Annotated in this window: 22 protein-coding genes; 10 read left to right on the forward strand and 12 right to left on the reverse strand. The window is 72.4% G+C overall.

Features of this window, described 5'->3' with window-relative positions:
- Positions 1 to 204 precede the first annotated feature (204 nt).
- On the reverse strand, positions 205 to 1,026 hold the full coding sequence (locus tag GA0070617_RS19495) for a DUF3097 domain-containing protein (protein ID WP_091446682.1): 822 nt from the start codon (positions 1,024 to 1,026) through the stop codon (positions 205 to 207).
- Positions 1,027 to 1,266: 240 nt separating this feature from the next.
- Between GA0070617_RS19495 and GA0070617_RS19500 the strand changes: the two genes are divergently transcribed.
- A complete protein-coding gene (locus GA0070617_RS19500) occupies positions 1,267 to 2,061 on the forward strand; it encodes a hypothetical protein (protein WP_091440380.1) in 795 nt (264 codons plus the stop codon).
- Between the two features lie 25 nt (positions 2,062 to 2,086).
- On the opposite strand, the gene GA0070617_RS19505 is transcribed toward GA0070617_RS19500, so the two are convergent.
- From GA0070617_RS19505 to GA0070617_RS19535, 7 genes are all read right to left on the reverse strand, one after another.
- Entirely contained in the window at positions 2,087 to 2,866 is a 780-nt protein-coding gene (locus tag GA0070617_RS19505; RefSeq protein WP_091440383.1) for an HAD-IIA family hydrolase, read from the reverse strand.
- Positions 2,867 to 2,894: 28 nt separating this feature from the next.
- Complete coding sequence (locus GA0070617_RS19510) at positions 2,895 to 3,923, reverse strand: ferrochelatase (protein ID WP_091446684.1); 1,029 nt, start codon at positions 3,921 to 3,923, stop codon at positions 2,895 to 2,897.
- Positions 3,924 to 4,114: 191 nt separating this feature from the next.
- Positions 4,115 to 4,885, reverse strand: coding sequence for an enoyl-ACP reductase FabI (gene fabI / locus GA0070617_RS19515; RefSeq protein WP_091440385.1), 771 nt, complete (start codon positions 4,883 to 4,885; stop codon positions 4,115 to 4,117).
- Between the two features lie 21 nt (positions 4,886 to 4,906).
- Complete coding sequence (gene fabG / locus GA0070617_RS19520) at positions 4,907 to 5,611, reverse strand: beta-ketoacyl-ACP reductase (protein WP_091440600.1); 705 nt, start codon at positions 5,609 to 5,611, stop codon at positions 4,907 to 4,909.
- Positions 5,612 to 5,707: 96 nt separating this feature from the next.
- The gene (locus tag GA0070617_RS19525; RefSeq protein ID WP_091440604.1) at positions 5,708 to 6,658 is read right to left on the reverse strand and encodes a VWA domain-containing protein; all 951 of its coding nucleotides are present in this window, start codon (positions 6,656 to 6,658) and stop codon (positions 5,708 to 5,710) included.
- Positions 6,655 to 7,728, reverse strand: coding sequence for a DUF58 domain-containing protein (locus tag GA0070617_RS19530; RefSeq protein WP_175440592.1), 1,074 nt, complete (start codon positions 7,726 to 7,728; stop codon positions 6,655 to 6,657). Before GA0070617_RS19530 ends, GA0070617_RS19525 begins: the two co-directional genes overlap by 4 nt.
- Entirely contained in the window at positions 7,707 to 8,891 is a 1,185-nt protein-coding gene (locus tag GA0070617_RS19535; RefSeq protein WP_091440612.1) for an AAA family ATPase, read from the reverse strand. Before GA0070617_RS19535 ends, GA0070617_RS19530 begins: the two co-directional genes overlap by 22 nt.
- Positions 8,892 to 9,423: 532 nt before the next feature.
- Between GA0070617_RS19535 and GA0070617_RS19545 the strand changes: the two genes are divergently transcribed.
- The 3 genes from GA0070617_RS19545 to GA0070617_RS19555 all read left to right on the forward strand — a co-directional run bounded on the left by GA0070617_RS19545 (position 9,424) and on the right by GA0070617_RS19555 (position 11,884).
- Positions 9,424 to 9,648, forward strand: coding sequence for a hypothetical protein (locus GA0070617_RS19545; RefSeq protein ID WP_091446686.1), 225 nt, complete (start codon positions 9,424 to 9,426; stop codon positions 9,646 to 9,648).
- 23 nt (positions 9,649 to 9,671) lie between these two features.
- A complete protein-coding gene (locus GA0070617_RS19550; RefSeq protein ID WP_373868320.1) occupies positions 9,672 to 10,223 on the forward strand; it encodes a PH domain-containing protein in 552 nt (183 codons plus the stop codon).
- A 347-nt stretch (positions 10,224 to 10,570) separates the two neighbouring features.
- Entirely contained in the window at positions 10,571 to 11,884 is a 1,314-nt protein-coding gene (locus GA0070617_RS19555; protein WP_091440619.1) for a PH domain-containing protein, read from the forward strand.
- A 101-nt stretch (positions 11,885 to 11,985) separates the two neighbouring features.
- Here the strand turns inward: GA0070617_RS19555 and GA0070617_RS19560 are convergent, their stop codons facing one another.
- Entirely contained in the window at positions 11,986 to 13,149 is a 1,164-nt protein-coding gene (locus GA0070617_RS19560; RefSeq protein WP_229688196.1) for a phosphatase PAP2 family protein, read from the reverse strand.
- Positions 13,150 to 13,264: 115 nt separating this feature from the next.
- On the opposite strand from GA0070617_RS19560, the gene GA0070617_RS19565 reads away from it, so the two are divergent.
- The 3 genes from GA0070617_RS19565 to GA0070617_RS19575 are packed head-to-tail and all read left to right on the forward strand — an operon-like array spanning position 13,265 to position 15,819.
- Positions 13,265 to 13,660 (forward strand): thioesterase family protein, encoded by a 396-nt coding sequence (locus GA0070617_RS19565; RefSeq protein ID WP_091446693.1) that lies wholly within the window; start codon positions 13,265 to 13,267, stop codon positions 13,658 to 13,660.
- Positions 13,657 to 14,487 (forward strand): MBL fold metallo-hydrolase, encoded by an 831-nt coding sequence (locus GA0070617_RS19570; RefSeq protein ID WP_091440622.1) that lies wholly within the window; start codon positions 13,657 to 13,659, stop codon positions 14,485 to 14,487. Before GA0070617_RS19565 ends, GA0070617_RS19570 begins: the two co-directional genes overlap by 4 nt.
- Positions 14,488 to 14,490: 3 nt before the next feature.
- Positions 14,491 to 15,819 carry a threonine/serine exporter family protein gene (locus GA0070617_RS19575; RefSeq protein WP_091440626.1) on the forward strand — a complete coding sequence of 443 codons (1,329 nt, stop codon included), beginning with the start codon at positions 14,491 to 14,493 and terminating at the stop codon, positions 15,817 to 15,819.
- A 109-nt stretch (positions 15,820 to 15,928) separates the two neighbouring features.
- Here GA0070617_RS19575 and GA0070617_RS19580 read toward each other — a convergent pair whose 3' ends face one another.
- A complete protein-coding gene (locus GA0070617_RS19580; protein WP_091440628.1) occupies positions 15,929 to 16,861 on the reverse strand; it encodes a carbohydrate kinase family protein in 933 nt (310 codons plus the stop codon).
- A gap of 389 nt (positions 16,862 to 17,250) precedes the next feature.
- On the opposite strand from GA0070617_RS19580, the gene GA0070617_RS19585 reads away from it, so the two are divergent.
- Positions 17,251 to 18,369, forward strand: coding sequence for a lytic polysaccharide monooxygenase (locus GA0070617_RS19585; RefSeq protein WP_229688197.1), 1,119 nt, complete (start codon positions 17,251 to 17,253; stop codon positions 18,367 to 18,369).
- Positions 18,370 to 18,513: 144 nt separating this feature from the next.
- Here GA0070617_RS19585 and asnB read toward each other — a convergent pair whose 3' ends face one another.
- Entirely contained in the window at positions 18,514 to 20,475 is a 1,962-nt protein-coding gene (gene asnB, locus GA0070617_RS19590) for an asparagine synthase (glutamine-hydrolyzing) (RefSeq protein ID WP_091446696.1), read from the reverse strand.
- Positions 20,476 to 20,588: 113 nt separating this feature from the next.
- On the opposite strand from asnB, the gene GA0070617_RS19595 reads away from it, so the two are divergent.
- Both GA0070617_RS19595 and GA0070617_RS19600 read left to right on the forward strand, forming a co-directional pair.
- Complete coding sequence (locus tag GA0070617_RS19595) at positions 20,589 to 22,070, forward strand: aminopeptidase P family protein (RefSeq protein WP_091440632.1); 1,482 nt, start codon at positions 20,589 to 20,591, stop codon at positions 22,068 to 22,070.
- Positions 22,071 to 22,605: 535 nt separating this feature from the next.
- Positions 22,606 to 24,303: a hypothetical protein gene (locus GA0070617_RS19600; RefSeq protein ID WP_091440635.1), complete on the forward strand. Its 1,698-nt coding sequence runs from the start codon at positions 22,606 to 22,608 to the stop codon at positions 24,301 to 24,303.
- A 102-nt stretch (positions 24,304 to 24,405) separates the two neighbouring features.
- On the opposite strand, the gene GA0070617_RS19605 is transcribed toward GA0070617_RS19600, so the two are convergent.
- Positions 24,406 to 25,080 carry a cellulose binding domain-containing protein gene (locus tag GA0070617_RS19605; protein WP_229688198.1) on the reverse strand — a complete coding sequence of 225 codons (675 nt, stop codon included), beginning with the start codon at positions 25,078 to 25,080 and terminating at the stop codon, positions 24,406 to 24,408.
- Positions 25,081 to 25,288: the final 208 nt, after the last annotated feature.

Here is a 25,288-nt window from a genome sequence, read left to right on the forward strand (position 1 = left end):
TGCCGGTCGGCACGCCCGGTCCGCCGCCGGCCAGGGCCGGCCGAGACGCCCGGTCCGCCGCCGGCCAAGGGCGGGCGGTCTCGTCCGGTCCGCCGCCGGCCAAGGGCGGGCATCCTCGTCCGGTCCGCCGCCGGTCAAGGGCGGGCCGTCTTGTCCGGTCCGCCGTCGGCCAAGGGCGGGCATCCTCGTCCGGTCCGCCGCCGGCTAGGGACCGGTGGTGGGCTCGGTCACGAAGTCGATGAGGCGTTCCATCGCGTTGATCAGCGGGGTCTCCACGTCGGCGAAGCTGTCCACCCGGGACAGGATGCGCCGCCACATGTCGGCCGACTCAGCCACCCCGAGGGCCGCACAGACACCCTCCTTCCACGGCCGCCCCGGTGGCACCACCGGCCACGCCCGGATGCCCAGCGCCGCGGGCTTCACCGCCTGCCACACGTCGACGTACGGATGGCCGGTGACCAGCACGTACGGCGAGTTCACCCGGGCCACGATCCGGCTCTCCTTGCTGCCGGGGACCAGGTGGTCGACCAGCACCCCCAGCCGCCGGCCCGCGCCCGGGGCGAAGTCGCGCACCAGCGCGTCGAGGTCGTCGATGCCGTCCAGGGGCTCCACCACCACCCCCTCGACCCGCAGATCGTCACCCCAGATCCGCTCCACCAGGGCGGCGTCGTGGATGCCCTCCACCCAGATCCGGCTGGCCTTGGCCACCTGGGCCCGGACGTCGTCGACCGCGACCGAACCGGAAGCGGTCCGGCGGCGGGCCGCCGGCACCGGCGCGCGCACCGGCCGGCGCAGCGTCACCGGCTGGCCGTCGAGCAGGAACGCCGCCGGCAGCAACGGGAAGTTGCGCCGCCGGCCGTGCCGATCCTCCAGCACCACCGCCCCGGACTCGAAACCGACCACCGCACCGCAGAAGCCGGAGTCGGCGTCCTCGACCACGAGATCGTTCTCGGCGGCCACCTCGGGGATGCTGCGCCGCCGTCGCCAGTCCCCGGACAGCACGTCCTCGCCGTATCGCCCCGCCATGTCGATCACGGTATCCCGGCCGCCAGCGGCGTCAGCCCCGACGCGCCGCCCAGCCCACCCGAGGGGTGAAAGGAAGGGCCCCTTCCTATCGCTTTCTGGATAGGAAGGGGCCCTTCCTTTCACTCGGGCAGAGCCCTACAAAGGGTGCAGGAGAGGGCATCACACGCATCGACGACCGAGCGTGGACGGGCGGGTCGGCAGTCGAGACACGGGCGGCGCTCACCACGTACTCTTCTCTGCATGTCCTCCCCAGCAACGGGCGCAGACACCCTTGCTCCGCGCCGGTCGAGCCGGTTCGTTGCCTGGGTCCGCGCGTGGCGGGCCGGTCTGGTGCCCTACGACGACGTCGCCGAGGAGATCGCCGGAGGTGAGGAGCACCTGGTCGCCGACGCCCCCGGCACCTGGACCGACGTCCCGCTCTCCGCCGCCCTGCCCACCCTGGCCAAGCTCTCCCCGGACGAGATCCGGCTGGTGCTGCCGGCCCCCGGCGACCCGCGCGGGCTGCCCGGCCCGGGTGACTTCACCGGTGCCGCCCTGCTCGCCGGTGAGGCCGTCGTCGCCGGTGAGCTGGGACTGATCCCCCAGGTCCGCACGCACACGTCCGGGTCGGGGATGACCTTCGAGACCGTACTGTGGCGGGTCTGGCCGTTGCCGGCCACCGCGTCCGCCGCCGCGCTGAGCGCACCCTGCGCGGCCGAGGCGGAGGCCGAACTGGCCGCCGCGCTGGCCGAGACGACCGCCGCGCTGACCCGGCTCGACGTCGCCCAGTGGCGGCCCGAACTGGCCGGGGCGCTGGCCGCGCTGCGCCGCCCCGACGGCACCACCGACCTGCCGCCGGGCTTCGACCCCCGCGCCCGCCGCCTCTTCGCCCGCGCCGCCGTGCTGGACCGGGTACTGGCCCTGGCCGGGCACGCCGCCCCCGGCGGCGCGGTCAACAACTACGAGGCCCAGCAACGCGACGCCGCCCTACGGCCGTTGACCGCCGCCTGCCGGCAGGCCCTGGTCGCCGCCTGCAACGCCCCCCTGCGCCTCTGACCGGCAGCGTCGCGCGGCGGGGCGGTCAGATCTCGTCGATCAGGTCGGCCACCGAGTTGACGATCCGCGACGGCCGGTACGGGTAGCGCTCCGCCTCCGCCCGGGTGCTGATCCCGGTCAGCACCAGGATCGTCTCCAACCCGGCCTCCAGACCACAGAGGACGTCGGTGTCCATCCGGTCGCCGATCATCGCCGTCGTCTCCGAGTGCGCGTCGATGGTGTTCAACGCCGAACGCATCATCATCGGGTTGGGCTTGCCCACGAAGTACGGCTCCACCCCGGTCGCCTTGGAGATCATCGCGGCCACCGAGCCGGCGGCCGGCAACGCCCCCTCCACCGACGGACCGGTCACGTCCGGGTTGGTGCAGATGAACCGGGCCCCGTCGTTAATCAGACGGATCGCCTTGGTGATCGCCTCGAAGCTGTAGGTGCGGGTCTCCCCCAGCACCACGTAGTCGGGAGCGAAGTCGGTCAACACGTAGCCGACCGCGTGCAGGGCCGTGGTCAGCCCGGCCTCCCCGATCACGTACGCGGTGCCGCCGGGCCGCTGGTCACCGAGGAACTGGGCGGTGGCCAACGCCGAGGACCAGATCGCCTGCTCCGGCACCTCGAACCCCATCCGGGTCAACCGGGCCCGCAGGTCCCGCGGGGTGTAGATGGAGTTGTTGGTAAGCACCAGGAACGGCTTGCCCGACGCGCGTAGCCGGTTGACGAACTCCGGGGCACCGGGCACCGGCTGCCCCTCGTGCACCAGCACCCCGTCCATGTCGGTCAGCCAGCTCTGCACCGGCTTGCGCTCGTTCATCGTCTCGTCCCAGGGCAGTCGGAGTGGCTCACGGGCGGCCGGCCGACACGCAACACACTGTCGGGCAGGTGTCCCACATCGGCAGCTCACCGAGGCGGCGGCGCAGCCCCACGCCGTCCGGGTCGGTCCGCTCGGCGACCAGCTCACGCACCATGGTCACGAAGCGGGGGTCGACCCCCGGGGTGCCCGCCCGGACCAGGTCCAGCCCGAGCTGCTTGGCCGTCTCCCGCGCCTCGGTGTCCAGGTCCCACACCACCTCCAGGTGGTCGGAGACGAAGCCGATCGGGCTGACCACCACCGAGGTGGTGCCCGCCTCGGCCAGCGTACCGAGGTGGTCGTTGACGTCCGGCTCCAGCCACGGTACGTGCGGCGGGCCGGAGCGGCTCTGCCACACCAGGTCGTACGGCAGGTCCGGGGCGGCAGTGGCGGCCACCAGCCGGGCGGTCTCGGCCAACTGTGCCTCGTACCGGCCGCCGTGCGGGCCGGCGTTGGCCGCCATCGAGCTGGGGATCGAGTGGGCGGTGAAGACCAGCCGGGTGGTGTCCCGGCGGGCCGGGTCGAGCTGGGCCAACGCCGACCGGACCGCGTCGGCGTGCGGCTCGACGAACCCGGGATGGTCCCAGAACTGGCGCAACTTGGAGATCACCGGGGCGTCCGGGCCGACCGCCGAGCGGGCCGCCACGATGTCCTCCTGGTACTGCCGGCAGGAGGAGTACCCACCGTAGGCGCTGGTGACGAAGGCGAGCGCCTGGCGCACCCCGTCGTCACGCATCTGCGCCACCGTGTCGGCCAGCATCGGGTGCCAGTTCCGGTTGCCCCAGTAGACCGGCAGGTCGACGCCGTGCGCGGCGAAATCGGCCCGGACCGCGGCGAGCAGGTCCCGGCACTGCTGGTTGATCGGGGACACCCCACCGAAGTGCTGGTAGTGCTCGGCCACCTCGGCGAGCCGCTCCGGGGGGACCCCGCGCCCCCGGGTGACGTTCTGCAGGAACGGCAGCACGTCCTCGGGCCGCTCCGGACCACCGAAGGACAGCAGCACCACCGCGTCGTATCCCATGGTGACCATTCTTCCCCGCCCCCCACACCACCCCACCCCCGGGGTGAAGGAAGGGCCCCTTGTTAACGCCTGCGGTAGAGAAGGGCACCCCTCTCACCGCCGGGCCGGGAAGCTGCGCCGGACCAACGCGGAGTGTGAGAGGGGTGCCCCGCTATACGGAATGCGTTAACAAGGGGCCCTTCCTTACACCCTCAGGCGGCGCCTAGGGCGTGGTAGCCGCCGTCGACGTGGACGATCTCGCCGGTGGTGGCCGGGAACCAGTCGGAGAGCAGGGCCAGGCAGGCGCGGGCGGCCGGCTCCTGGTCGGTGAGGTCCCAGGGCAACGGCGCCCGCTCGGCCCAGGTCTGCTCGAACTTCTCGAACCCGGGGATCGACTTCGCCGCCATGGTGCGCAGCGGGCCGGCGGCGACCAGGTTGCTGCGGATGCCCTTCGGGCCCAGGTGCATCGCCAGGTAGCGGGAGGCGGACTCCAGCCCGGCCTTGGCCACGCCCATCCAGTCGTAGACCGGCCAGGCCTTGGTGGCGTCGAAGGTCAGCCCGACCACGGCGCCGCCCGGCTGCATCAGCGGGAGCGCCGCCATGGCCAGCGACTTGTACGAGTACGTCGAGACGTGCAGCGCGGTCGCCACGTCGTCCCAGCCGGCGTCGAGGAAGCCGCCACCGAGGCAGCTCTGCGGGGCGAAGCCGATCGAGTGCACCACCCCGTCGAGGCCGTCCACGTGCTGGCGGACGGAGTCGGCGAGACCGGCCAGGTGCTCGGTGTTGGTGACGTCGAGTTCGATCACCGGGGCCGGCTCGGGCAGCCGCTTGGCGATCCGCTCGACCAGGGAGAGCCGGCCGAAACCGGTGAGTACGACCTGCGCACCGTTCTCCTGGGCGAGTTTCGCCACCGAGAAGGCGATCGAGGCGTCGGTGATGACGCCGGTGACCAGCAGTCGCTTACCGGCGAGCAGTCCGGACATGTAGTGGTTCCTCCGTTTTTCTCAGTGACCCATACCCAGGCCGCCGTCGACCGGGATGACGGCGCCGCTGATGTAGCTCGACGCGTCGCCGGCCAGCCAGGTGACCACGCCGGCGACCTCCTCCGCGCTGGCCAGCCGGCCCGCCGGGATGGCCTTGACGTACTCGGCGCGACGCTCCTCGGGCAGCGCGGCGGTCATGTCGGTGTCGATGAAACCGGGCGCGACGACGTTCGCGGTGATGTTGCGGCTGCCCAGCTCCCGGGTGATCGAGCGGGCCACGCCGACCAGGCCGGCCTTGCTCGCCGCGTAGTTGACCTGGCCGGGGCCGCCGTACAGGCCGATCACCGAGGAGATGAAGATCATCCGGCCCCACTTCGCCCGGAGCATCTTCGCCGAGGCCCGCTTGGCGCACCGGAACGAGCCGGTCAGGTTGGTGTCCAGGACCGAGGTGAACTGTTCCTCGGTCATCCGCAGCAGCAGCGTGTCGGCGGTGATCCCGGCGTTGGCGACGAGCACCTCGACCGGCCCCAGCTCCGCCTCGACGGCGGTGAACGCCGCGTCGACCGAGGCCGCGTCGGTGACGTCGCACCGCACCCCGAACAGCCCCTCCGGCGCGTCCCCGGAGCGGTGGGTGACCGCAACCCGGTCGCCCTGCTTGGCGAAGGCCTGCGCGATGGCCAGGCCGATCCCCCGGTTGCCGCCGGTCACCAGCACGGTACGGGCCACGGGTCCCCCTCTGAGTTCAGCTGATCCACGTCGGTGGGAGCCTAGGCGTTACCGACAGGTAAGCGCTAACGCAGCGCGCCGTGCCCCCGCCCGCCCTCAGACGATCCGGGAGGTCCAGAGCAGACTGGTCGCCCCGGCGCAGAGCGCCAGCAGCAGTGCGATCCCGGCGTACCACTGGGTGATCTCCCGGGCCTCGGTACGGAACCCGATGGAGCTACCCATGTCCTGGTACACCTGCTTCAGCTCGCTGACCGAGGCCGCCTCGTAGAAGTAGCCCTCGGTGGACTCGGCCAGGTCGGCCAGGGCCATCCGGTCCACCGGCACCCGCTGCGACTGGCCGCCGATGTCCACCCGGCCGGTGTCGGTGCCGAAGGCGATGGTGGAGACCGGCACGTTGGCCGCCTGCGCCGCGGCGGCGGCCTCCTCGACCGACCGGCCGGAGGTGCGGAAACCGTCGGAGAGCAGCACGATCCGGGCCGGCGGGATACCGGCCGCGCCGTCGGCGGGCACCGACCGGATCGCCTCCAGGCAGGTGAAGACCGCCTCACCGGTCGCGGTCGCCTCGGCCAGCACCAGCCCGTCGATCGCGCCGGTCACCGCCGCCCGGTCCTTGCCCGGCGGCACCAGCACGTTCGCCGCCTTGGCGAACGAGACCAACCCCAGGTTGTAGCTCGGGGGCAGCTCGCCGACGAACTGCTTGGCCGCCTCCTGGGCGGCCTCCAACCGGTTCGGCGCGACGTCGTCGGCCTGCATGGAGAGCGAGACGTCGATGGCCAGCATGATGGTGGCCCGCTCCAGCGGCTCGCGGGTGTCCAGCGCCGGCCGGGCCAGCGCGGTGGCGAGCACCAGCAGGCAGAGCAGGAACGCGGTGGCCGGCACGTGCCGGCGCCACCCCAACCCCTTCGGGGCGAGGGTACGCAGCAGGTCGACGTTGCTGAACCGCACCGCGTACGCCCGGCGGTGCAGTTGCCGCCAGAGGTACGCCCCGGCGAGGGCGAACACCGGCAGCACGGCCAGCAGCCACCACGGTTGCAGAAAACGGATCATCGTGTCGTCCCCCTGGTGCGGGCGTGCCGCTGCGCGGCCACGAAACGCACCATGTCGAGCAGCCAGTCGGTGTCGGTACGCAGCCGCAGGTGGGCGGCTCCGGCGGTACGCAGCTCGCGGGCGATCGCCGACCGTTGGGCGGCGGCCGCCTCGGCATACCGCTGGCGCAGTCGTGGGTCCGCGGTCTGCACCTCGTGCAGCTCACCGGTCTCCGGGTCGACGACCGGGAGCACCCCGACGTCGGGCAGCTCCAGCTCCCGCGGATCGACCACCTCGATGGCCAGGACGTCGTGCCGGACCCGCAGCTTCCGGACCGGCCGCCCCCACTGCTGCGGCGGGGCGAGGAAGTCGGAGATGACCACGGCCACCCCCCGCCGACGCGGCGGCCGGTTCAACATGTCCACCAGCACACCCAGGTCACTGCGGCCGGGCCGGACCGGGGTGGCGGCCACGGCCCGCAGCAGCCCCTGCGCCTCCTTGCGTCCGGAGCGGGCCGGTAGTCGCTGGATCGTCCCCGGCCCGGTCGACGTGCGGCCGGCTGGCATGGCACCGGCTGGCATGGCACCGGCTGGCGTGGTGCCGGCTGGCGTGGAGTCTGCCGAGGCGGGGCGGCGCCACCACCGGCGGGCCGGCGCGGCAGGCTGGCCGCCGCTGCCGATCACCGCGCCGATCCGGTTTCCGCCCCGCACCGTCAGGTGTGACATCGCCGCCACGGCGGCCACCGCCAGGTCACGCTTGAGCCACCGGCCGGTGCCGAAGTCCAGACTCGCCGACAGGTCCACCGCGAGCCAGGTCTCCAGCTCCCGGTCGGCCACGGTCCGCCGGACGTGCGGGGTCGTCGTGCGCGCGGTCACCGGCCAGTCCATCCGGCGTACGTCGTCACCGGGCCGGTACTCGCGGGACTCCCCCGCCTCGCTGCCCGGACCGGGCAGCAGGCCCGCGTAGTCACCCTGGAGCAGGCCGTCGAGCTTGCGGGAGACCATCAACTGCAGACGGGCCAACACCGCCTCGGTACGCGGCTCGGCGGCCACCGGTCGGGTGGGACCGGTCACGGCAGCTGCCCGGGCCAACCGGCACTACCCGGCGCGCCGGTCGGTGCCGGCGTGGCCTGTTGCCGGGGGGCCACCGACGGCAGCGGGATGGTCGACATCACCCGGTGCACCACGTGGTCGGCGGGTACGTCGTCGGCGAGCGCGTCGTAGCTGAGCACCAGCCGGTGGCGCAGAATGTCGGGGGCGATGTCCTGCACGTCCTGCGGCAGGGCGTAGTCGCGGCCCCGCAGCAACGCCAACGCGCGGGTGGCCCGGACCAGACCGAGCGAGGCGCGCGGACTGGCACCGTACTGGATCAGTTGCGCGACGTCGGGCATGCCGTGCTCCGCCGGGGTACGGGTGGCCAGCACCAGCCGGACCGCGTAGTCGACGAGTGCGTTGTGGACGAATACCTGATCCGCCTTGCGCTGCAGGGTCAGCAGGTCGGTGGTGGTGAAGACCGGCGCCGGCACGGGCGGGGCCACTCCCATCCGGTAGACGATCTCCCGCTCCTCGGCATCGGTCGGATACCCCACCACGATCTTCATCAGGAACCGGTCCCGTTGCGCCTCCGGCAGCGGGTACACGCCCTCCTGCTCGATCGGGTTCTGGGTGGCCATCACCAGGAACGGGTCCGGCACCCGGTGGGACTCGCCGCCGATGGAGACCTGACGCTCGCTCATCACCTCCAGCAGGGCCGACTGCACCTTGGCCGGGGCCCGGTTGATCTCGTCGGCGAGCAGGAAGTTGACGAACACCGGCCCCAGCTCGACGTCGAACTTCTCGCTTGACTGCCGGTAGATCCGGGTGCCCATGATGTCGGCGGGGACCAGGTCCGGCGTGAACTGCACCCGGGCGAAGGAGCCACCGACCACCCGGGCCATGGTCTCCACGGCGAGGGTCTTGGCCACCCCGGGCACCCCCTCCAGGAGGCAGTGCCCCCGGGCGAGCAGCGCGACGAACATCCGCTCGACCATCCGGTCCTGTCCGACGATCACCCGCTTGATCTCGAAGAGCGCCCGCTCCACCAGGGTGGCGTCCTGCGCCGGCGTCGTCTGCGGTACGGCTCCACCCGGGTACGGCCGCGGGCCGGACGCCCCCGGCTGCGGCCCGGACGCGTCCGGCGTCGGCTGCGGGGCGGACCCGTCCGGCGTGGCCCCGTCGGCCGGGGTCGGGGCGTCGGGTGTGGTCGGCTGGGCCACCGGTCCTCCACAGCGTGATCGGTTGTCGCGGCGTCGTGCCCCACAAGACTCGCATGCCCGGCTGAGAGCCGAGACGCCGGAGAAGCCTTTTCCGCCACGCCGTCCCGACCTGTCCGAAACGCCGACGCGGGTGGACACGAAGGGGTTCGGCGTGTGTACGATTCACCCCGTCGCCGGGCGGCTCCCCCCGTGGTCGCCCGGCGCTCAACCTTCTCCCGAGCGCATCGAGCCGAGTCCTCACGGCCGAGTGCTCACAGCTGAGTGCTCACCGCCAGGGCGCTTCGATCTGAGTGCAGCGATTTGAGCGCGCCGGCCCGCCGAAGCACGCCGATGGTTCCGGGTCCTCGGGCCTGGCCCACCAGAAAAGATCTTGAGGAAAATGCCCCTCCGGGGGTCGTTTTCTTCCAAGATCTTTTGCGTCGACGAGTCCACATCCCGGCAGGTGTCGTGCCACCCGGCAGGGTGTCGTGCCACCCGGACACCTGATCTCCGCGCAGTGCCGGCGACGCGTGGCGCGGATAGAGTGGTCGTGATGACCAGCCCCGCCGAAGAGATCCCGATCTGCTCTGCCCGTGGCTGTCGGGCCCCGGCCGACTGGGCCCTGCGGTGGAACAATCCGCGTCTGCACGACGCCCAGCGGCGCAAGACCTGGATGGCCTGTCCCGAGCACCGACCCACCCTCGCCGACTTCCTCGACGCCCGGGGCTTTCTCCGGGAGGTCGCGCCGGTGGCCGGATCGCCTACCCTCGACACGTGAGCACACCCGACAGATCACCGAAGGTGAGCGACGACGACCTGGCCGGGGTGGCTCCCGCCCCGATCGGTCCCCCGGAGCACGCCCCGATCAGTCCCCTGGAGCCCTGGCCTGCCACCGTACGCTGGCAGTCCATCTCCCGAGACCTGGTCTGGGTGGAGTTGATCCGGCTGGCGATGACCATGGCCTTCCTCGTGGTCGGCCTCGCCGTCGGGTGGGCCCTCACCGGCCACTGGCTCTTCGGTGCCGCGCTCGGCGCCCTCGGCGTGCTCGTCGTCCTGCGGGTGGTGACGATCGTGCGGGCCGTCCGCGCCTGGGGGTACGCCGAACGCGACGACGACCTGCTGGTCCGGCACGGCCTGCTGGTCCGACGGCTCTCCATCGTGCCCTACGCCCGGATGCAGTTCGTCGACGTCAGCGCCGGCCCGCTGGAACGCGCCTTCGACCTGGCCACCGTGCAGCTGCACACCGCCGCCGCGGCCACCGACGCCCGGGTGCCCGGTCTGCGTCCGGCGGAAGCCTCCCGGTTGCGCGACCGGCTCACCGCCCTCGGTGAAGATCGCGCGGAGGGCCTGTGACCGCCCCGCACGGACCTGACGGGCCGACGGGTGATCGTGATCCCGCCGGGGCGGCCTGGCCGGTGCACGGCACCACCGACGCCGACCGCCCCACCACCGACGCAGGCTGGCCCACCGAGGGGAGCACCGACACAGGCCGGCCCACCGACACAGGCTGGTCCGCCCACGGCAGCACCGACACCGACCGCCCCGCCGCTGGCGTCACCGACGCAGGCTGGCCGGCGGGTCCGCCGGAACAGCCCGGGCCGCCCGGACCGCAGGCGCCACAAGAACAGGGACCACACGGACAGCCTGGACCACACGGACCGCAGGCGCCACAAGGACAACCGGGACCACACGGGCAGCCGGTGGTCGAGCCCCGGCAGCGGTTGCATCCGCTGAGCCCGGCCCTGCACGGGGCCAAGTCGCTGGTCGTGGTGATCGCGGGGCTGTCCTGGTCGACGCTGTCCCGGGTGGGCTTCGGCTGGTTCGCGGCGATGGTCGCCGTGCTGGCCCTGGGGGCCACCGTGCTCGCCGTGGTCAGCTGGTTCAACACCGGATACCACGTGGTCGGGCGCGAGCTACGGGTCTACGAGGGCCTGCTGTGGCGTCGTACCCGGGCCATCCCGCTGGAACGGCTCCAGGCCGTCGAGGTGGTCCGGCCGTTGCTCGCCCAGCTCACCGGGTTGGCCGAGCTGCGCCTGGAGGTGGTCGGTGGCGGCAAGACCGAGGCCCCGCTGGCCTACCTGAGTGTGGCCGACGCCGCCGCGTTGCGCGGTCGGCTGCTCGCCCTGGCCGGTACCGTCCACCCGGTGTCGCCGGCCAGCACACCGGACGAGACGCCGGGTGCCGCGCCCGTCCCGCCGGTCGGGCGGCCTCTGCACGCGGTACGCAACCAGGATCTGCTGGTCAGCCAGCTGCTCACCCCGCAGGCGTTCCTGTTGCCCTTCGGCGTGGCCTTCGTCGTGGCGCAGTTCCTCTCCGAGGGGTCCTGGTCGTTCATCGCGGTGGCCAGCACGCTCACCGCGATGGCCGGGGTGCTGCTGCAACCGGTCCGCCGGGTGCTCGACGACTGGTCGTTCCGGATCGGGCACGACGGTGAGGTGCTGCGGATCCGCAACGGCCTGGTGGAGACCCGCGCCCAGACCGTGCCGCTCAACCGGGTGCAGGCTCTCGGGGTCACCTGGCCGTTGCTCTGGCGGATGAAGGGCTGGCTGCGGCTGCGGCTGGAGGTCGCCGGCTACTCCGCGGGCGAGGCCGACGACCGTAACCGGCCGGACCGGCTGCTGCCGGTCGGCGACGTGGCCACCGGCGAGATGATCGTGGCCGAGGTGCTGCCGGGGGTGCGCCTGGGCGGGTTGCCGTTGACCCCGCCGCCGCCCCGGGCGCGGTGGCTGAACCCGCTGAGCCGGTCCCGGCTCGGTGCCGGCCTCACCGACGAGGTGTTCGCCAGTCGATCCGGCCTGCTCACCCGGCAGCTCGCGCTGGTGCCGTACGCCCGGATCCAGAGCGTGCGGGTGGTGCAGGGCCCGGTTCAGCGCCGGCTCGGCCTGGCCACGGTGCACGCGGACACCGCCGGTGGGGCGGGCGCGGCAGCCCAGGACCGGGACCTGGCCGAGGCCTGGGCGTTGGCGGCGGAGCTGACCGCACGCTCGCACGCCTCCCGGCGCATCGTCCGCTGATCCCGGCGCATCGTCCGCTGATCCCGCCGCAGCCGCACCCGGTCGTCCACGGCAGCGGCCGTACCGGTGTCGTTCGCCTGAGCCGCGCCGGCGGGCGCGGACTACTTCGCCGGGCTGGACGCCGGCTCGCCGGCGTCGCCGGTTGCCGTCGTGGCCGAAGTCGGCGTCGAGGTCGGTGCAGTCGGTGCAGTCGGTGCAGTCGGTGCAGTCGGTGCCGACAACGCAGGAGCCGGCTCCGACGCCGGTGGTGGCTCCGACGCCGGTGGTGACTGCGGGTCGTGGTCGGGGCCCGGGGGGCCGTCGGCCGGCCTCCGCCGACCGCGTCGGGCCGCCCACCAGCGTTCGGCCAGCCCGACCACCAGGAAGGTCAGCCCCACGTACGCCCAGCCCACCAGGACGTCGATCACGTAGTGCTCACCGGAGTAGACCAGGGTCAGGGTCATCGCCAGCGGGTACGCGAACAGCAGTGGCCACCAGCGCCGGCGTACCGACGGCAGGAAGAAGACCACGACGAAGAGCGCCCAGGCGGTGTGCAGCGACGGCATGGCGGCCACCGGGTTCGAGGCGATCTGCCCGGCGTTGAGCAGGTTGCCCGCGCCGCCCATGCCGAAGGCCCGCCAGCCTCGGGTGGAGATCCGGGCGACCTCTTCCAGCAGGCCGTACTGGGCCGCCCACCACGGCGGCGCGGCCGGGTAGAGGAAGTAGGTGGCCAGGCCCGAGGCGCAGAGGAACCCGAACCGGCTCATGTACGCGATCCAGCGTTCCCGGTTGCGCATCCAGAGCACCGCGGCGGCGGCGAGGGCCACCACGAAGTGCGAGAAGTAGACCCAGCTGGCCGCGATGTCCCACCACTGCAGCTCCGGCCGGTAGAAGCGCTCCTGCAGCCAGATGGTGGGCACCTCGCCACCGGTGGCCCAGCCGAACATCACCAGGTCGGCGACGATCAGCTCGTACGAGTGCGGGGTCGCGCCGTTGTCGGCGAAGCCACGGGACAGGTTGTAGAGCGCGAGAAGAATGACCACCGGCGCCCAGTCCCGGCCGAAGCGGAGATGGTCACGCCACGGGCGGGCCGAGTTCCAGGCGATGGTCCCCGCCCAGATCCAGACGAAGGCGTACACCGGGTCGGTGGGCAGACCGATGGTCAGCCAGCAGACGACGAAGGCGACGCTCCAGATCGCCATGGCGATCACGCGGCGTCGGCCTCCGTCGGGCGACGCCGACGGGTCCGTGCGGGCGGGGGGCTGGGGGTCAGTCACGACGGCCATCGCGGTCAAGGTTAACGGCGTGGGTCGCATCGATGGACGCCGACCACCGGGTTGGCGGATGACGGCAGGTCCCACGGCTACCCCGGGCCCGGTCGGCCGGCCTAGGCTGGTGGCCATGCCGGAGCATTCCCTCACCCCCGGACTGGACGCCCGCGTCGAGCTGACCGTGACCGAGGCCGACACCGCGCAGTCGGTCGGTTCCGGCGACGTGCCGGTGCTGGGTACGCCCCGGGTCCTGGCGTTGGCGGAGGCGGCGACCGTGGCGGCGACCGTGACCGGGCTGCCGTCCGGCCTGACCAGCGTCGGGGTCCGCGTCGAGCTGACCCACCGGCTGGCCACCCCGGTGGGTCGCACGGTGGTGGCACAGGCCCGGCTGGCCGAGGTCGACGGGCGGCGGCTGCTGTTCGAGGTGACGGTCAGCGACGGCGACCAGGTGGCGGCACAGGTACGGATCGAACGGACGGTGGTGGACCGGCAGCGCTTCGTCGCCCGGGCCACCGGCTCGTCGTGACGCTGCGGTTCACCGAGGCCGCCGACCGGGTGTACGTGCTGCGCGAGCCGATGCTGGAGGTCAACGTCACGCTGGTCGTCGGCGACGGCGCGGCGCTGCTGGTGGACACCCTCTCCACCGCCGGGCAGGCCGCCGAGCTGGCCGCCGCCGTCCGGACGGTCACCACGGGGGCGTTGACGGTGGTCAACACCCACCACCACTTCGACCACTGCTTCGGCAACCGCACCCTCGCCGCCGACCCGCCCCGCCCGGTGTACGCGCACACCTCGGTCGTCGCGGCGCTGCGGGACCGTCCGGACCGGGTACGCCGGGCCGCGGTCGAGGAGATGCGCGCCAGCCAGCCGGCTCTCGCCGTCGAGCTGGCCCGCACGGCGCTGCTGGCCCCGACCGAGCCGGTCGAGGTCCAGACGGTGCTCGACGTGGGCGGCCGGCGGGTGCTGCTGCGCCATCCCGGCCCCGGGCACACCGCCGGTGACCTGGTGGTGCAGCTGCCCGACGTCGACGTGCTGGTGGCCGGGGACCTGGTCGAGTCGGCCGGCCCGCCGGACTTCGCCGACGCGTACCCCCTGCGGTGGCCGGACGCGGTCGCGGACCTGCTGCGGCTGACGGGCCCGGGGACGGTCGTGGTGCCGGGGCACGGCCCGCTGGTCGACGTCGGGTTCGTCCGCACCCAGCACGCCCGGCTCACCGAGCTGGCCGGGCTGATCCGGGCCGCGCACGCCGCCGGCGACCCACCGGAGCGGGTGGCCGAGGTGGCCCCGTTCGGCGCCAGGGCCGGCCTCGACGCGGCCCGGCGGGGCTTCGCCCAGCTCGACGGGGTCGACTGAGCCGTGGCCAGGCAGACCGGCCGGTCGGGCCCGAGAGCCACGCGGGGCACCCTGGAGCTGGCCCTGCGGGTCGGTGAGGCGCTGCTGACCAGCGGTGCCGGATCGGCCGACGTGGTGGCGGCGATGCTGCGGATCGCCGCCTCCTACGGCGTCTCCTCCTGCACCGTCGACGTCACCTTCACCTCGATCACCGTCGCCGCCGCGCAACCCGGTGACGAGCCGCCGTTGAGCCTGCTGAAGGTGGTGCAGGTCCGCGCCACCGACTACACCCGACTGGACCGGCTGCACGAGTTCGCCCACCGCCTGGGCGCGGCCCGGCAACCATTGGATGACGCCCACCGTGAGCTCGACGGCATTCTCGCCCCGCCGCCGGCGTACCGGAGCTGGTTGGCCACCGCGGCGGCGGCCGGCCTGGCCGCCTCGGTGGCCGTGCTGCTCGGCGGCGGGGCCCTCACCGCGGTCGTCGCCGCCGTGGCCAGTGCCCTGGCCGACCGGACGCTGCGCCTGCTGACCCGGTTCGGCCTGCCCTCGTTCTTCCAGCACGCCGCCGGAGCGGCCATCGTGTCGCTGGCCCCGATCGTCCTGCTCCTGTTCACCCGGCACACCGGCGTCGCCCTGGACGCGCCGCCGTCGCTGGTGGTCGCCGCCGGCCTGGTCGTGTTGCTGGCCGGATTGTCCCTGGTCGGGGTGGCGCAGGACGCGATCAACGGATACCTGGTGACCGCCTCGGCGCGGGTGCTCGACGTCCTCATCCCCACCGCCGGCATCGTCGCCGGCATCGGCACGGTGCTGGACCTGGCCCAGGCCGCCGACGTGCCGCTGCGGCTGGCCGCCGTGCCGGGACGGGCGGTGCCGTTGTGGGGACAGGCCCTGGCCGCAGCCGCCGCAGCGGCCTGTTGGGCGCTGTCCGGGCACGCCCGTCGGCGGGCGGTGCTGCTGGCCGCGGTGGGCGGGGCGGGGGCCCAACTGACCTACGTCGCCGCTTTCCGGGCCGGTCTCGGCGCGGCGACCGCGAGCTTCGTCGCGGCGCTCGTGGTGGGCATGCTGGTCACGGTGGTCACCCGCCGCCTGTCGATGGCTCCGGTCGTCGGGTACGCCTGCTCGATCGTGCCGTTGCTGCCCGGCGTGGCGCTCTACCGGGGCATGTTCGAGGTGGTGCACGGCACCCCGCTGGGCGGCACCCAACTCGTGCAGGTGGCCATGGTCGGGCTCGCCCTCGGCGCGGGGGTGACGCTCAGCGAGTTCCTGATCACGCCGCTGCTGGGCCGGCAGGACCGGTGGGACCGGTGGGACCGCCGGGTCCGGCGTCGGGCCAGGGGCTCCCGGTACTGACCCGCCGGACCACCGGCGGAGGGCTCACCCGCCCGGCCAGCCTGTTCGGTCCAAGACCGGCGTCCCCGCTCAGCCAGGAAGCCTGTGCGGTACGGGACCGGCGTCCCGCTCAGCCCGGGAAGCGGGCCTGCACCTGGGCCCGGGTGGGCATGGCGGTGGCCCCGCCCGGGGACTCGCAGACCGTGGCGGCGACCCGCAGCGCGAACGCCACCCGGTCGACCCACCCGTCCGGTCCGGCCGGCTCACCGTCGGCCAGCAGGTCGGCCATCAGGGCTGCCATCACCGAGTCGCCGGCGCCGGTGGCGTCCACCGCCTCGATCTTCGGTGCCGGCACCCGGACCAGCTCCGGACCGGAGGCGACCAGCGCGCCGTCCGCGCCGAGGGTGACCACGACGGTTTCCGCGCCCAGCTCCCGCAGGTACGCCGCGACCGACTCCACCGGCTGGTCGGGATAGAGCAGCTCGGCGTCGGCGGTGCTCAGCTTCACCAGGTGGGCGCTGGCGGCGAACTCGGCCACCACCGCGCGCAGGTCCGCCAGCGCGGTCGGGCCGGTCAACAGCCGGGGCCGGACGTTCGGGTCGAAGACCCGCCGACCGGTGTGCAGCGACCAGGCCCGCCGGGCGGCGGCGAGGGTGGCCGGGCAGAGCAGCACGATCGACCCGCAGTACAGCACCTCGGCGCCGGAGACCAGCTCCGCGTCCAGCTGGTCGGCGTCGAGCAGGCCGTACGACGGCGGCTCGCCGTAGAAGCGGAAGTCCGGCTCCGGACCGGAGAAGGTGGCCACCGCCAGGGCGGTCGGCGCGGCGACGGTCACCGCTCCGGCCAGGCCGACGCCCGCCCCGGTCAGGAAGGCGCGGATCCGCCCGGCGAGCACGTCGTCGCCGAGCGAGCCGACGAACTGCACCGTACCGCCGAGGCGGGCCACGCCGACGGCCACGTTGAGCGGGCCACCACCGATCGCCTGCCGGTAGACGGGCGCTCCGTCGTACTCGGTGTCGAGCAGGTCGACCAACGCCTCGCCGAGCACCACCGCGTGTCCCATCCCGGTCCCTTCCTCGCCCTGGCGTCCCGGATGCCCTCGTCCGTTCCCCGCCGAGGTCACCGTACCGGGGCGGGGGCGGGCACCCGGCGGACGGGTTGACTGTCGCCCCGGCCGGCGATCCGCAGCATCCGTGGCATCGAAGGCGGACTATTGCGGGTGACGTGCTCGGCGTGGTGAGATGGGGTCAGTCGGATGGTGCGGGGGGCTGCCGCGCCATCGATCCGGGTTGAGTCACACGCGAGGGCATCCGGTCCGTGATGCGGGCCGCACGCGACACGTGCTCGTCCGGCCCCCTCATCGGGCCGCAGCGCGTCACCGCGAACATCACCACCGTTCGTCACAGCGGGGCTGGTCCACCACGGCCGCCCCCGCGAGTCAGGAGAACCCCTGTGACCCGTTCCCGCACGGCCGCCCTGCTCACCGCGGCCGCCACCCTCGCCGTCGGCGCTCTCACCGTGGTGATCAGCCCGTCGCCGGCCGCCGCACACGGCGCCGCCATGACCCCCGGCAGCCGCACCTACCTGTGCTGGCAGGACGGTCTCAGCAGCACCGGTGAGATCCGGCCGCAGAACCCGGCCTGCACCGGCGCGGTCAACGAAAACGGCGCCAACTCCCTCTACAACTGGTTCAGCGTGCTGCGCTCGGACGCCGGTGGCCGGACGACCGGCTTCATCCCGGACGGCAAGCTGTGCAGCGGCGGCAACCCGGGCTTCAGCGGCTACGACGCGGCACGCAACGACTGGCCGCTGACCCACCTCACCGCCGGCCGGCAGATGGAGTTCAAGTACTCCAACTGGGCGCACCACCCGGGCACCTTCTACTTCTACGTCACCAAGAACAGCTGGAGCCCGACCCGCCCGCTGGCCTGGAGTGATCTGGAGGAGCAGCCGTTCCTGCAGGTGACCAACCCGCCGCAGCGCGGCGCGGTGGGCAGCAACGACGGCCACTACTACTTCAGCGGCAACCTGCCGGCCAACAAGAGCGGCCGGCACATCATCTACTCCCGCTGGGTCCGCTCGGACAGCCAGGAGAACTTCTTCGGCTGCTCGGACGTGACCTTCGACGGCGGCAACGGCGAGGTCACCGGGATCCGGGGCGGCAGCAACCCGCCCACCACGCCCCCGACGACCCCGCCGACCACTCCCCCCACGACCCCGCCGACCACTCCCCCCACCACGCCGCCGACGACCCCGCCGGGGCACAGCGGTGACTGCATGGCGGTCTACAAGGTCACCGGCAGCTGGTCCGGTGGTCTCCAGGGCGAGGTGGAGATCATGAACCACACCGCCTCCACCTGGTCGGGCTGGACGGCGAGCTGGACCCTGCCGCCGGGCCAGACGATCCAGAGCGTGTGGAACGGCACGTCGAGCGTCTCCGGGTCGACCGTCACCGTGACCAACGCCGGCCACAACGGCAGGATCGCGCCGGAGGGCAAGACCTCCTTCGGCTTCGTCGCCGGCAACACCGGCCAGGGCGGCCTGCCGACCGTCACCTGCAGCGGCAGGTGAGCTGACAGACCCGTCACCTGCAGCGGCAGGCGAGCTGACCGGTCATCACCCGCCGCAGCGGGTGGGCTGAGCAGCAGTAAGGCACGACGTGGGGGCCGCTCCGGCAACGGAGCGGCCCCCACTGTCAAACAACAACTCGTCGGCTCAGCGCACCATCGAGCCGACCACCGGCTTGGTCAGCAGCGCGGACTGGTTGCGTTGGATCCCCGGGTCGAGGGTCTTCGCCACGAAGATCGCGTGCCAGACGCAGAAGATCAGCACCGTCCACACCTTGCGGGAGTGGTCGGCCTCCTCCCGCTTGTGCTCGTCCAGCAGCCGCATCGCGTACTGCAGGTCGATCAGGTCACCGGCGCCGGAGTTGGACAGCACCCAGCGGGCCCACTCGTACATCTCGCCGCGCAGCCAGACCCGGGTCGGGGTCGGGAAGCCGAGCTTCTTGCGGTTGACGATGGCCGGCGGGACCACCCCCTGCAGGGCCTGGCGCATGGCGTACTTGGTGGCCTCGGAGCGCGGCGGCAGCTTCAGGTCCACCGGGATGGTGGCCGCCACGTCGAAGACCTCCTTGTCCAGGAACGGCACCCGCACCTCCAGCGAGTGCGCCATGGAGATCCGGTCGGCCTTGACCAGGATGTCGCCGCGCAGCCAGGTGTAGAGGTCGACGTACTGCATCTTGGTGACGTCGTCCAGCTCGGTGCACTCGGCGTAGATCGGGGCGGTGACGTCGGTGTAGCGCACCGAGGGGTCGTAGCGACGCAGCAGGTGCTGCTTCTCCTCCTCGGTGAACATCCGGGCGTTGCCGTAGTACCGCTGCTCGATCGGGGTGGTGCCGCGCTCCAGGAAGCTCTTGCCCTTGACCCCCTGCGGGATCGCCTTGGAGACCGCCCGCAGGCCCTTCTGCACCCCGCCCGGCAGGCCGTTGACGGAGCCCAGCGAGAGCGGCTCCCGGTAGATCGTGTACCCGCCGAAGAACTCGTCCGCGCCCTCACCGGAGAGGACCACGGTGACGTGCTCGGCGGCCTTCTTGGCCACGAAGTAGAGCGGCACCAGGGCCGGGTCGGCCACCGGGTCGTCGAGGTGCCAGATGATCTTCGGCAGGGCGTCGATCATGTCCTGCGGCCCGATCTTGGTCGGGATGGTGGTGACGTCGAGGTGCCGGGCGGAGTCCTGGGCGACGTCGATCTCGGAGTACCCGGGCACGTCGTAGCCGACGGTGAAGGTGAGGATGTTCGGGTTGAACTCCCGGGCCAGGGCCACCACGGCGGTCGAGTCGATCCCGCTGGACAGGAAGGAGCCCACCGGCACGTCGGAGCGCATGTGCATCCGGACGCTCTCCCGCAGCGTCTCCCGGATCTCGTGGTACAGCCGCTGCTCGTCGGAGACCGGGGCGGGGCGGAACACCGGCCGGTACCAGCGGCGCACGTCGAGCCGGCCGCCGGGGCTCCAGCTGAAGTACTCCCCCGAGCCGATCCGGTTGATGCCCCGGTGCAGGGTGCCCGGCTCCGGCACGTACTGCAGGGTCAGGTAGTGCGAGAGGTTCGCGGTGTCGATGCCGGCGTCCCCGGCGTACGCCGACTGGGCGAAGGGCAGCAGGGCCTTCTTCTCCGAGGCGAGGTAGAGCCCGTCGGCGGTCTCCAGGTAGTGCAGCGGCTTGATGCCGAAGTTGTCCCGGGCACCGAAGGCCCGGCGTTCCTGGCGGTCCCAGATGACGAAGGCGAACATCCCGCGCAGCCGGGTGAGTACCTGCTCGCCCCAGTAGTGGTAGCCGGCGACGATCACCTCGCCGTCACCGGCGGTGGCGAACTGGGCGCCGTACTGGCGGATCAGCTCCTCGCGCAGCTCGATGTAGTTGTAGATCTCACCGTTGAAGGTGAGCAGGTAACGACCGCCCGCGTACGACAGCGGCTCTTGGCTGGAGGCCACGTCGATGATGGCCAGCCGCTTGTGGGCGAAGACCCCGTCCGCGTACCGGCCACTGGCGTCGCCGACAACCTCCACCCCTGTCTCGTCCGGTCCGCGGTGGTGCAGGCATTCCAGCGCCCCCGCGATGTGGTCGCGGTGGGCGGCGGCGTTGCCGTTCGCGCTGAAGAAGGCCAGGAGTCCGCACATGGTGGACATCTTTCCACGCGTCCACAGCGACCGTCGCAGCACCGCAGGGTCTCCGCCCGGGCGCGGGCCCGGGTACCGTCTGGACAGCGAGGCGACGCGAAGGAGCTCTGATCATGACCGAGCAGCGCACCGGCGGCCAGCCGGCGGACGGCACCGAGTCACACGACCCGGACTTCCCGGAGGCGTTCCTGTCGTTCATGCGGCAGGGCTGGCAGGACAGCACGCTGCCGGTCAACCCCCGGCCGGAGGTGCCCGACCACGCCAAACGCCGCGCGGCGCTCTCCGCCGCCTTCCCCGGGGAGACCCTGGTCATCCCGACCGGCGGCGAGAAGGTACGCGCCAACGACACCGACCACCCGTTCCGCCCGGGCAGCGACTTCGCGTACCTGACCGGCGACCACGACCCGGACAGCGTGCTGGTGCTGCGGCCCAACGGCTCCGGGCACGACGCCACCCTGTTCATGCGGCCCCGCTCGTCCCGGCTGACCGACGAGTTCTTCCGCAGCCGCCACGGTGAGCTGTGGGTGGGCCGCCGGCACACGCTGGCCGAGAAGTCGACCGAGCTGGGGCTGCCGACGGCCGACCTGACCGAGCTGGAGGCGACGCTGGCCCGGCTCGCGCCGGCGCGTACCCGGGTGTTGCGGGGTTTCGACGCCGAGGTGGACGCGGCCGTACGTCGCTACGACGGCCCCCGTGAGGACGGGCAGCCGAGCCGGGACCGGGAGCTGGCCATCGCGATCTCCGAGCTGAAGCTGGTCAAGGACGAGTGGGAGATCGCCCAGCTCCAGGACGCGATCGACGCCACGGTACGCGGCTTCGAGGACGTGGCCCGGGTGCTGCCGGCCGACCGGGGCGTCTCCGAGCGGCTGCTGGAGGGCGTCTTCGCGCTGCGGGCCCGGCACGACGGCAACGACGTCGGCTACAGCTCGATCGTCGGTGCCGGCGAGCACGCCACGATCCTGCACTGGGTGCACAACCACGGCGTCACCCGGCCGGGTGAGTTGCTGTTGATGGACATGGGGGTGGAGGGACGCAACCTCTACACCGCCGACGTCACCCGGGTACTGCCGGTCGACGGCCGCTTCACCGCGCTGCAGCGCCAGGTCTACGACATCGTGTACGCCTCACAGCAGGCCGGCATCGACGTCATCAAACCGGGGGTGGCGTTCAAGGACGTCCACCTGACCTGCATGCGGGTGCTCGCCGAGGGGCTGGCCGAGCTGGGGCTGCTGCCGGTGAGCGTGGACGAGGCGATGGACGAGAAGTCCCAGGTCTACCGGCGGTGGACGCTGCACGGCTTCGGCCACATGCTCGGGCTCGACGTGCACGACTGCGCCAACGCCCGCAAGGAGCGCTACCGCGACGGCACCCTGGGCGAGGGGTACGTGCTCACCGTGGAGCCGGGGCTCTACTTCCAGCCGGAGGACGAGCTGGTCCCCGCCGAGCTGCGCGGGGTGGGCATCCGGATCGAGGACGACGTGCTGGTCACCGCGGACGGCGCGCGGAACCTGTCGGCCGGCCTGCCGCGCGCCGCCGACGAGGTGGAGAGCTGGCTGGCGCAGCAGCGCGAGGCAGGTCCCCGGCTGCCCGGCTGACCGCACCGACCACCCGGTCACCAGGCCCCGCTCCGGCAACGACGGAGCGGGGCCGTTCGGTATGCCCGTGTATCAGCCAACACGGGTTTTATTCCGGTTAGCGCCACCTTCGTGACGATTGGCCAACTACGGTGGGTTTCAGAACGCTGGTCCCGTTGGTGCCCGTCCGGCACCTTCGCCCCTCGTCGGCGACGAACCGGCGAGCCGCGTCGAGCCACCCGGTGCTCGGCTGATCCACATAGGCCAGGGGCCCTGCCGCGCGCCACGGCCACGGCACGGGCCCCTGGCCCGCGTCAAGGCCACGGCACGGGCCCCTGGCCCGGGTGTGGCCGACCGTGCCGTCTGCGCCGACCGTCCCGACTGCGGCACTCCCGGGCATCAGATCCCCTATGTGGGCTTTTTTCAGATATGACCACGACGCGAGGAACGCTCTCCTACGGTGGGTTTCAGCAGCTACAACCGATTTGTAGCCAGGGGCGCCTCCCGTCACGGCGGGGTGACCTTGTCCTATACAAGGAGAGGGCAGAGAGCACCGATGTCCAATCACCTTAGAAAGAGCGGTGTCACCGACACGGCACCGCGCAGCCGCAGCAAGAAGTGGATCGCCACCGGCATCGCCGGGCTGACCGGCGTGGTCGCCCTCGGCATGGTGGCCGGGTCGAACGCCGGGGCGATGACCCGCCTCGACGACATCGGCGGGCAGCAGAGCCAGAAGGACGGCTCGGGCTGGGAGGGACGTGAGGGCGCCGAGCGGGGGCCGCACGCCACGTCCGTTCCCTGTGACGCCACCGCCCTGGTCGCCGCGATCAACACCGCCAACCAGTTCCTCGGCGGCACGTTGAAGCTGGCCCGTGGCTGCACGTACGAGTTGCGCAACGGCACCGCCAACAACGGGCTGCCGCCGATCACCACGGACATCACCATCCAGGGTGAGCACTCGACCATCGAGCGGGCCTTCGACCTGGCCAGCGCGGCTCCGACGCTCTTCCGCATCTTCCAGGTCAACGCCGGCGGCAACCTGCGCCTGGCTGACGTCACCCTGCGCAACGGCCTGGTGACGTCGGTTCCCGGCGGCGGGGCCATGCTGGTCCAGGCAGGCGGGCGGGCCGAGGTCAAGAACGTCAAGTTCGCCCAGAACAACGCCCGGGGCCCGGGTGGGATCAACGGCGGCGCGCTGACGAACCTCGGCACCACCGTCATCAAGGACAGCAAGTTCACCCTGAACAACGGTGGACAGAACGGTGGTGCCGTCTACAACACCGGCACGCTGACCGTGGAGAAGTCCCACTTCGAGACCAACCGGGTCTCGGGTGCGGCGAACAACGGTGGCGGTGGTATCGCCAGCGCCGGTGGTTCGGTCGTGGTGCGGGAGAGCACCTTCGTCGGCAACCAGAGTGCCGGCGACGGTGGCGGCCTGCTGCTGACCTCCGGCACGGGCGAGATCAGCGACAGCACGTTCCGCCTGAACGTCGCCATCAACAACGGCGGTGGCGTCGCCAACGACGGGGGCACCCTGTCGTTGCGCAACGTCAAGTTCCTGGAGAACACCGCCGCGGCCGGGGCCGGCGGTGGCCTGTACACCGCGGCCGGCACCACCACCACCATCCTGCCCGCCGAGGGCGAGTGGCCCGGCAAGTTGTCCGAGTGGGGGCACTCCGAGTCCGGCAAGGACAAGGGTGGCAAGGAGGAGGAGTCCAAGAAGGACGAGAAGGCCAAGAAGGAGGACGGCGGCAAGGGCAGCACCGCCACCGACAAGACCGAGAAGTCCGAGGGCCACGGCGGCGGCGACGGCGGCAAGCCGGTCGACGACGAGAAGTGGGCCGCGGGTGAGAAGTCGGCCGAGGGTGACAAGCTGGCCGACTTCGCCGGCCCGGACGCCGACGAGAAGCTGGCGCAGCACCGGGGCACCATCTTCTACGGCAACGTCGCCGGCAACGCGGTCACCGGCGGCGGCGCGATCTACAACGCCGGCACCATCACGATCGCCGACAGCCTGCTGCTGCGCAACCAGGCCGGCGGCAACGGCGGCGGCCTCAACAACGCCGTCACCGGCGTGGCCGTGATCCAGCGCAGCGTCATCACCGAGAACCAGGCCAGCAACACCGGCGGCGGCATCTTCAACCTCAACGCCACCGCCGGGTCGGTCACCATCGACACCAGGACCCTGGTGTTCCGCAACAACCCGAACAACTGCGCCGGACCTGGCACCCCGATCGCCAACTGCCAGGGCTGACCACATCCGCTCGACCGGTGAACCACCGGCCGACGGAGCACCGAACCGGCCCCGCCGGACGCGACCGACCAGGTCGCCTCCGGCGGGGCCGGCCGTACGGGATCAGAACCCGACGCAGTCGGCGCCGTTGACGGTGCAGGTGACCGGGCGGGTGGTCGAGCCGGTCCGTTCCAGGTGGAAGCGCAACGACACAGCCGCGCCGGGAGCCAGTTCCGCCCCGCCGGTGTAGCTGAAGACACTGCCGGTCATCTCCGCCCGCCCCTGCTCGGCGCTCTCCACCCAGGCGGTCACCAACCGTCCCTGCGGAAAGACCAGTCGGGTCCGCCACTCCTCGGCCCGCGATCCGGTGTTGGCCAGCCGGACCTCGGCGATGAACGCGTCGCCGTAGCTGTTCATCAGCTGGTAGGTGCCGGTCACCGGCGAGCGCCTGGCCGGCGGGGTGGTGGCGCGTGCGCTCGGACGCGACGGCTGCGTCGACTCGGCCGGCGAGGGCACCGGAGACGGCGGCGGTGGCGGTACGGCCGTCTCGGTGGGCGGCTCCGGCGCGACCTCCAGATCGGTCGAGCGCGGCGAGAGGCCGGGCACCACCGGCGGTGGCGGCGTCGGCGCGACCACCTCGGGCGTCCGGGGCGGCTCACCCTCCGACGGCGGTAGCGCCGGCAACGACACCGTGCTGTCCGCGGAACCGAAATACCCGTCGGCGTCGGGCCCTCGCCCCTGCGCCGAACAGAAGGCGACCACCATCAGCACCATCATCACGATCACACCGGCGGACACCACGATCCACGGTGAGGACGCGACAGCACCGCCACGAACCGAATGCTGGGTACGACGCCGCATGCCGGACATAAGCCTCCCCGGTCCGTCCTGTCCGGAGAGCGTAGCGATCAACGGCAATGTCGGAAAGTACCGGGGTCATCCCGGTGGGTTTTCCACCACCGTGCCGGCCGCGATCCGTGCTCCACAGTGCCCGGTACGGCCTCGA

It is taken from the genome of Micromonospora yangpuensis (assembly GCF_900091615.1).
Lineage (GTDB): Bacteria > Actinomycetota > Actinomycetes > Mycobacteriales > Micromonosporaceae > Micromonospora > Micromonospora yangpuensis.

Excerpts from the sequence above, each read along its gene's own strand:
- GA0070617_RS19595 (WP_091440632.1), top strand. The coding sequence starts at position 20,589 with ATGACCGAGCAGCGCACCGGCGGCCAGCCGGCGGACGGCACCGAGTCA.
- GA0070617_RS19545 (WP_091446686.1), top strand. The coding sequence starts at position 9,424 with ATGACCAGCCCCGCCGAAGAGATCCCGATCTGCTCTGCCCGTGGCTGT.
- GA0070617_RS19510 (WP_091446684.1), bottom strand. The coding sequence starts at position 3,923 with ATGGGATACGACGCGGTGGTGCTGCTGTCCTTCGGTGGTCCGGAGCGG.
- GA0070617_RS19580 (WP_091440628.1), bottom strand. The coding sequence starts at position 16,861 with ATGGGACACGCGGTGGTGCTCGGCGAGGCGTTGGTCGACCTGCTCGAC.
- GA0070617_RS19560 (WP_229688196.1), bottom strand. The coding sequence starts at position 13,149 with ATGGCCGTCGTGACTGACCCCCAGCCCCCCGCCCGCACGGACCCGTCG.
- GA0070617_RS19505 (WP_091440383.1), bottom strand. The coding sequence starts at position 2,866 with ATGAACGAGCGCAAGCCGGTGCAGAGCTGGCTGACCGACATGGACGGG.
- GA0070617_RS19600 (WP_091440635.1), top strand. The coding sequence starts at position 22,606 with ATGTCCAATCACCTTAGAAAGAGCGGTGTCACCGACACGGCACCGCGC.
- fabI (WP_091440385.1), bottom strand. The coding sequence starts at position 4,885 with ATGTCCGGACTGCTCGCCGGTAAGCGACTGCTGGTCACCGGCGTCATC.
- GA0070617_RS19495 (WP_091446682.1), bottom strand. The coding sequence starts at position 1,026 with ATGGCGGGGCGATACGGCGAGGACGTGCTGTCCGGGGACTGGCGACGG.
- asnB (WP_091446696.1), bottom strand. The coding sequence starts at position 20,475 with ATGTGCGGACTCCTGGCCTTCTTCAGCGCGAACGGCAACGCCGCCGCC.
- GA0070617_RS19565 (WP_091446693.1), top strand. The coding sequence starts at position 13,265 with ATGCCGGAGCATTCCCTCACCCCCGGACTGGACGCCCGCGTCGAGCTG.
- GA0070617_RS19525 (WP_091440604.1), bottom strand. The coding sequence starts at position 6,658 with ATGATCCGTTTTCTGCAACCGTGGTGGCTGCTGGCCGTGCTGCCGGTG.
- GA0070617_RS19500 (WP_091440380.1), top strand. The coding sequence starts at position 1,267 with ATGTCCTCCCCAGCAACGGGCGCAGACACCCTTGCTCCGCGCCGGTCG.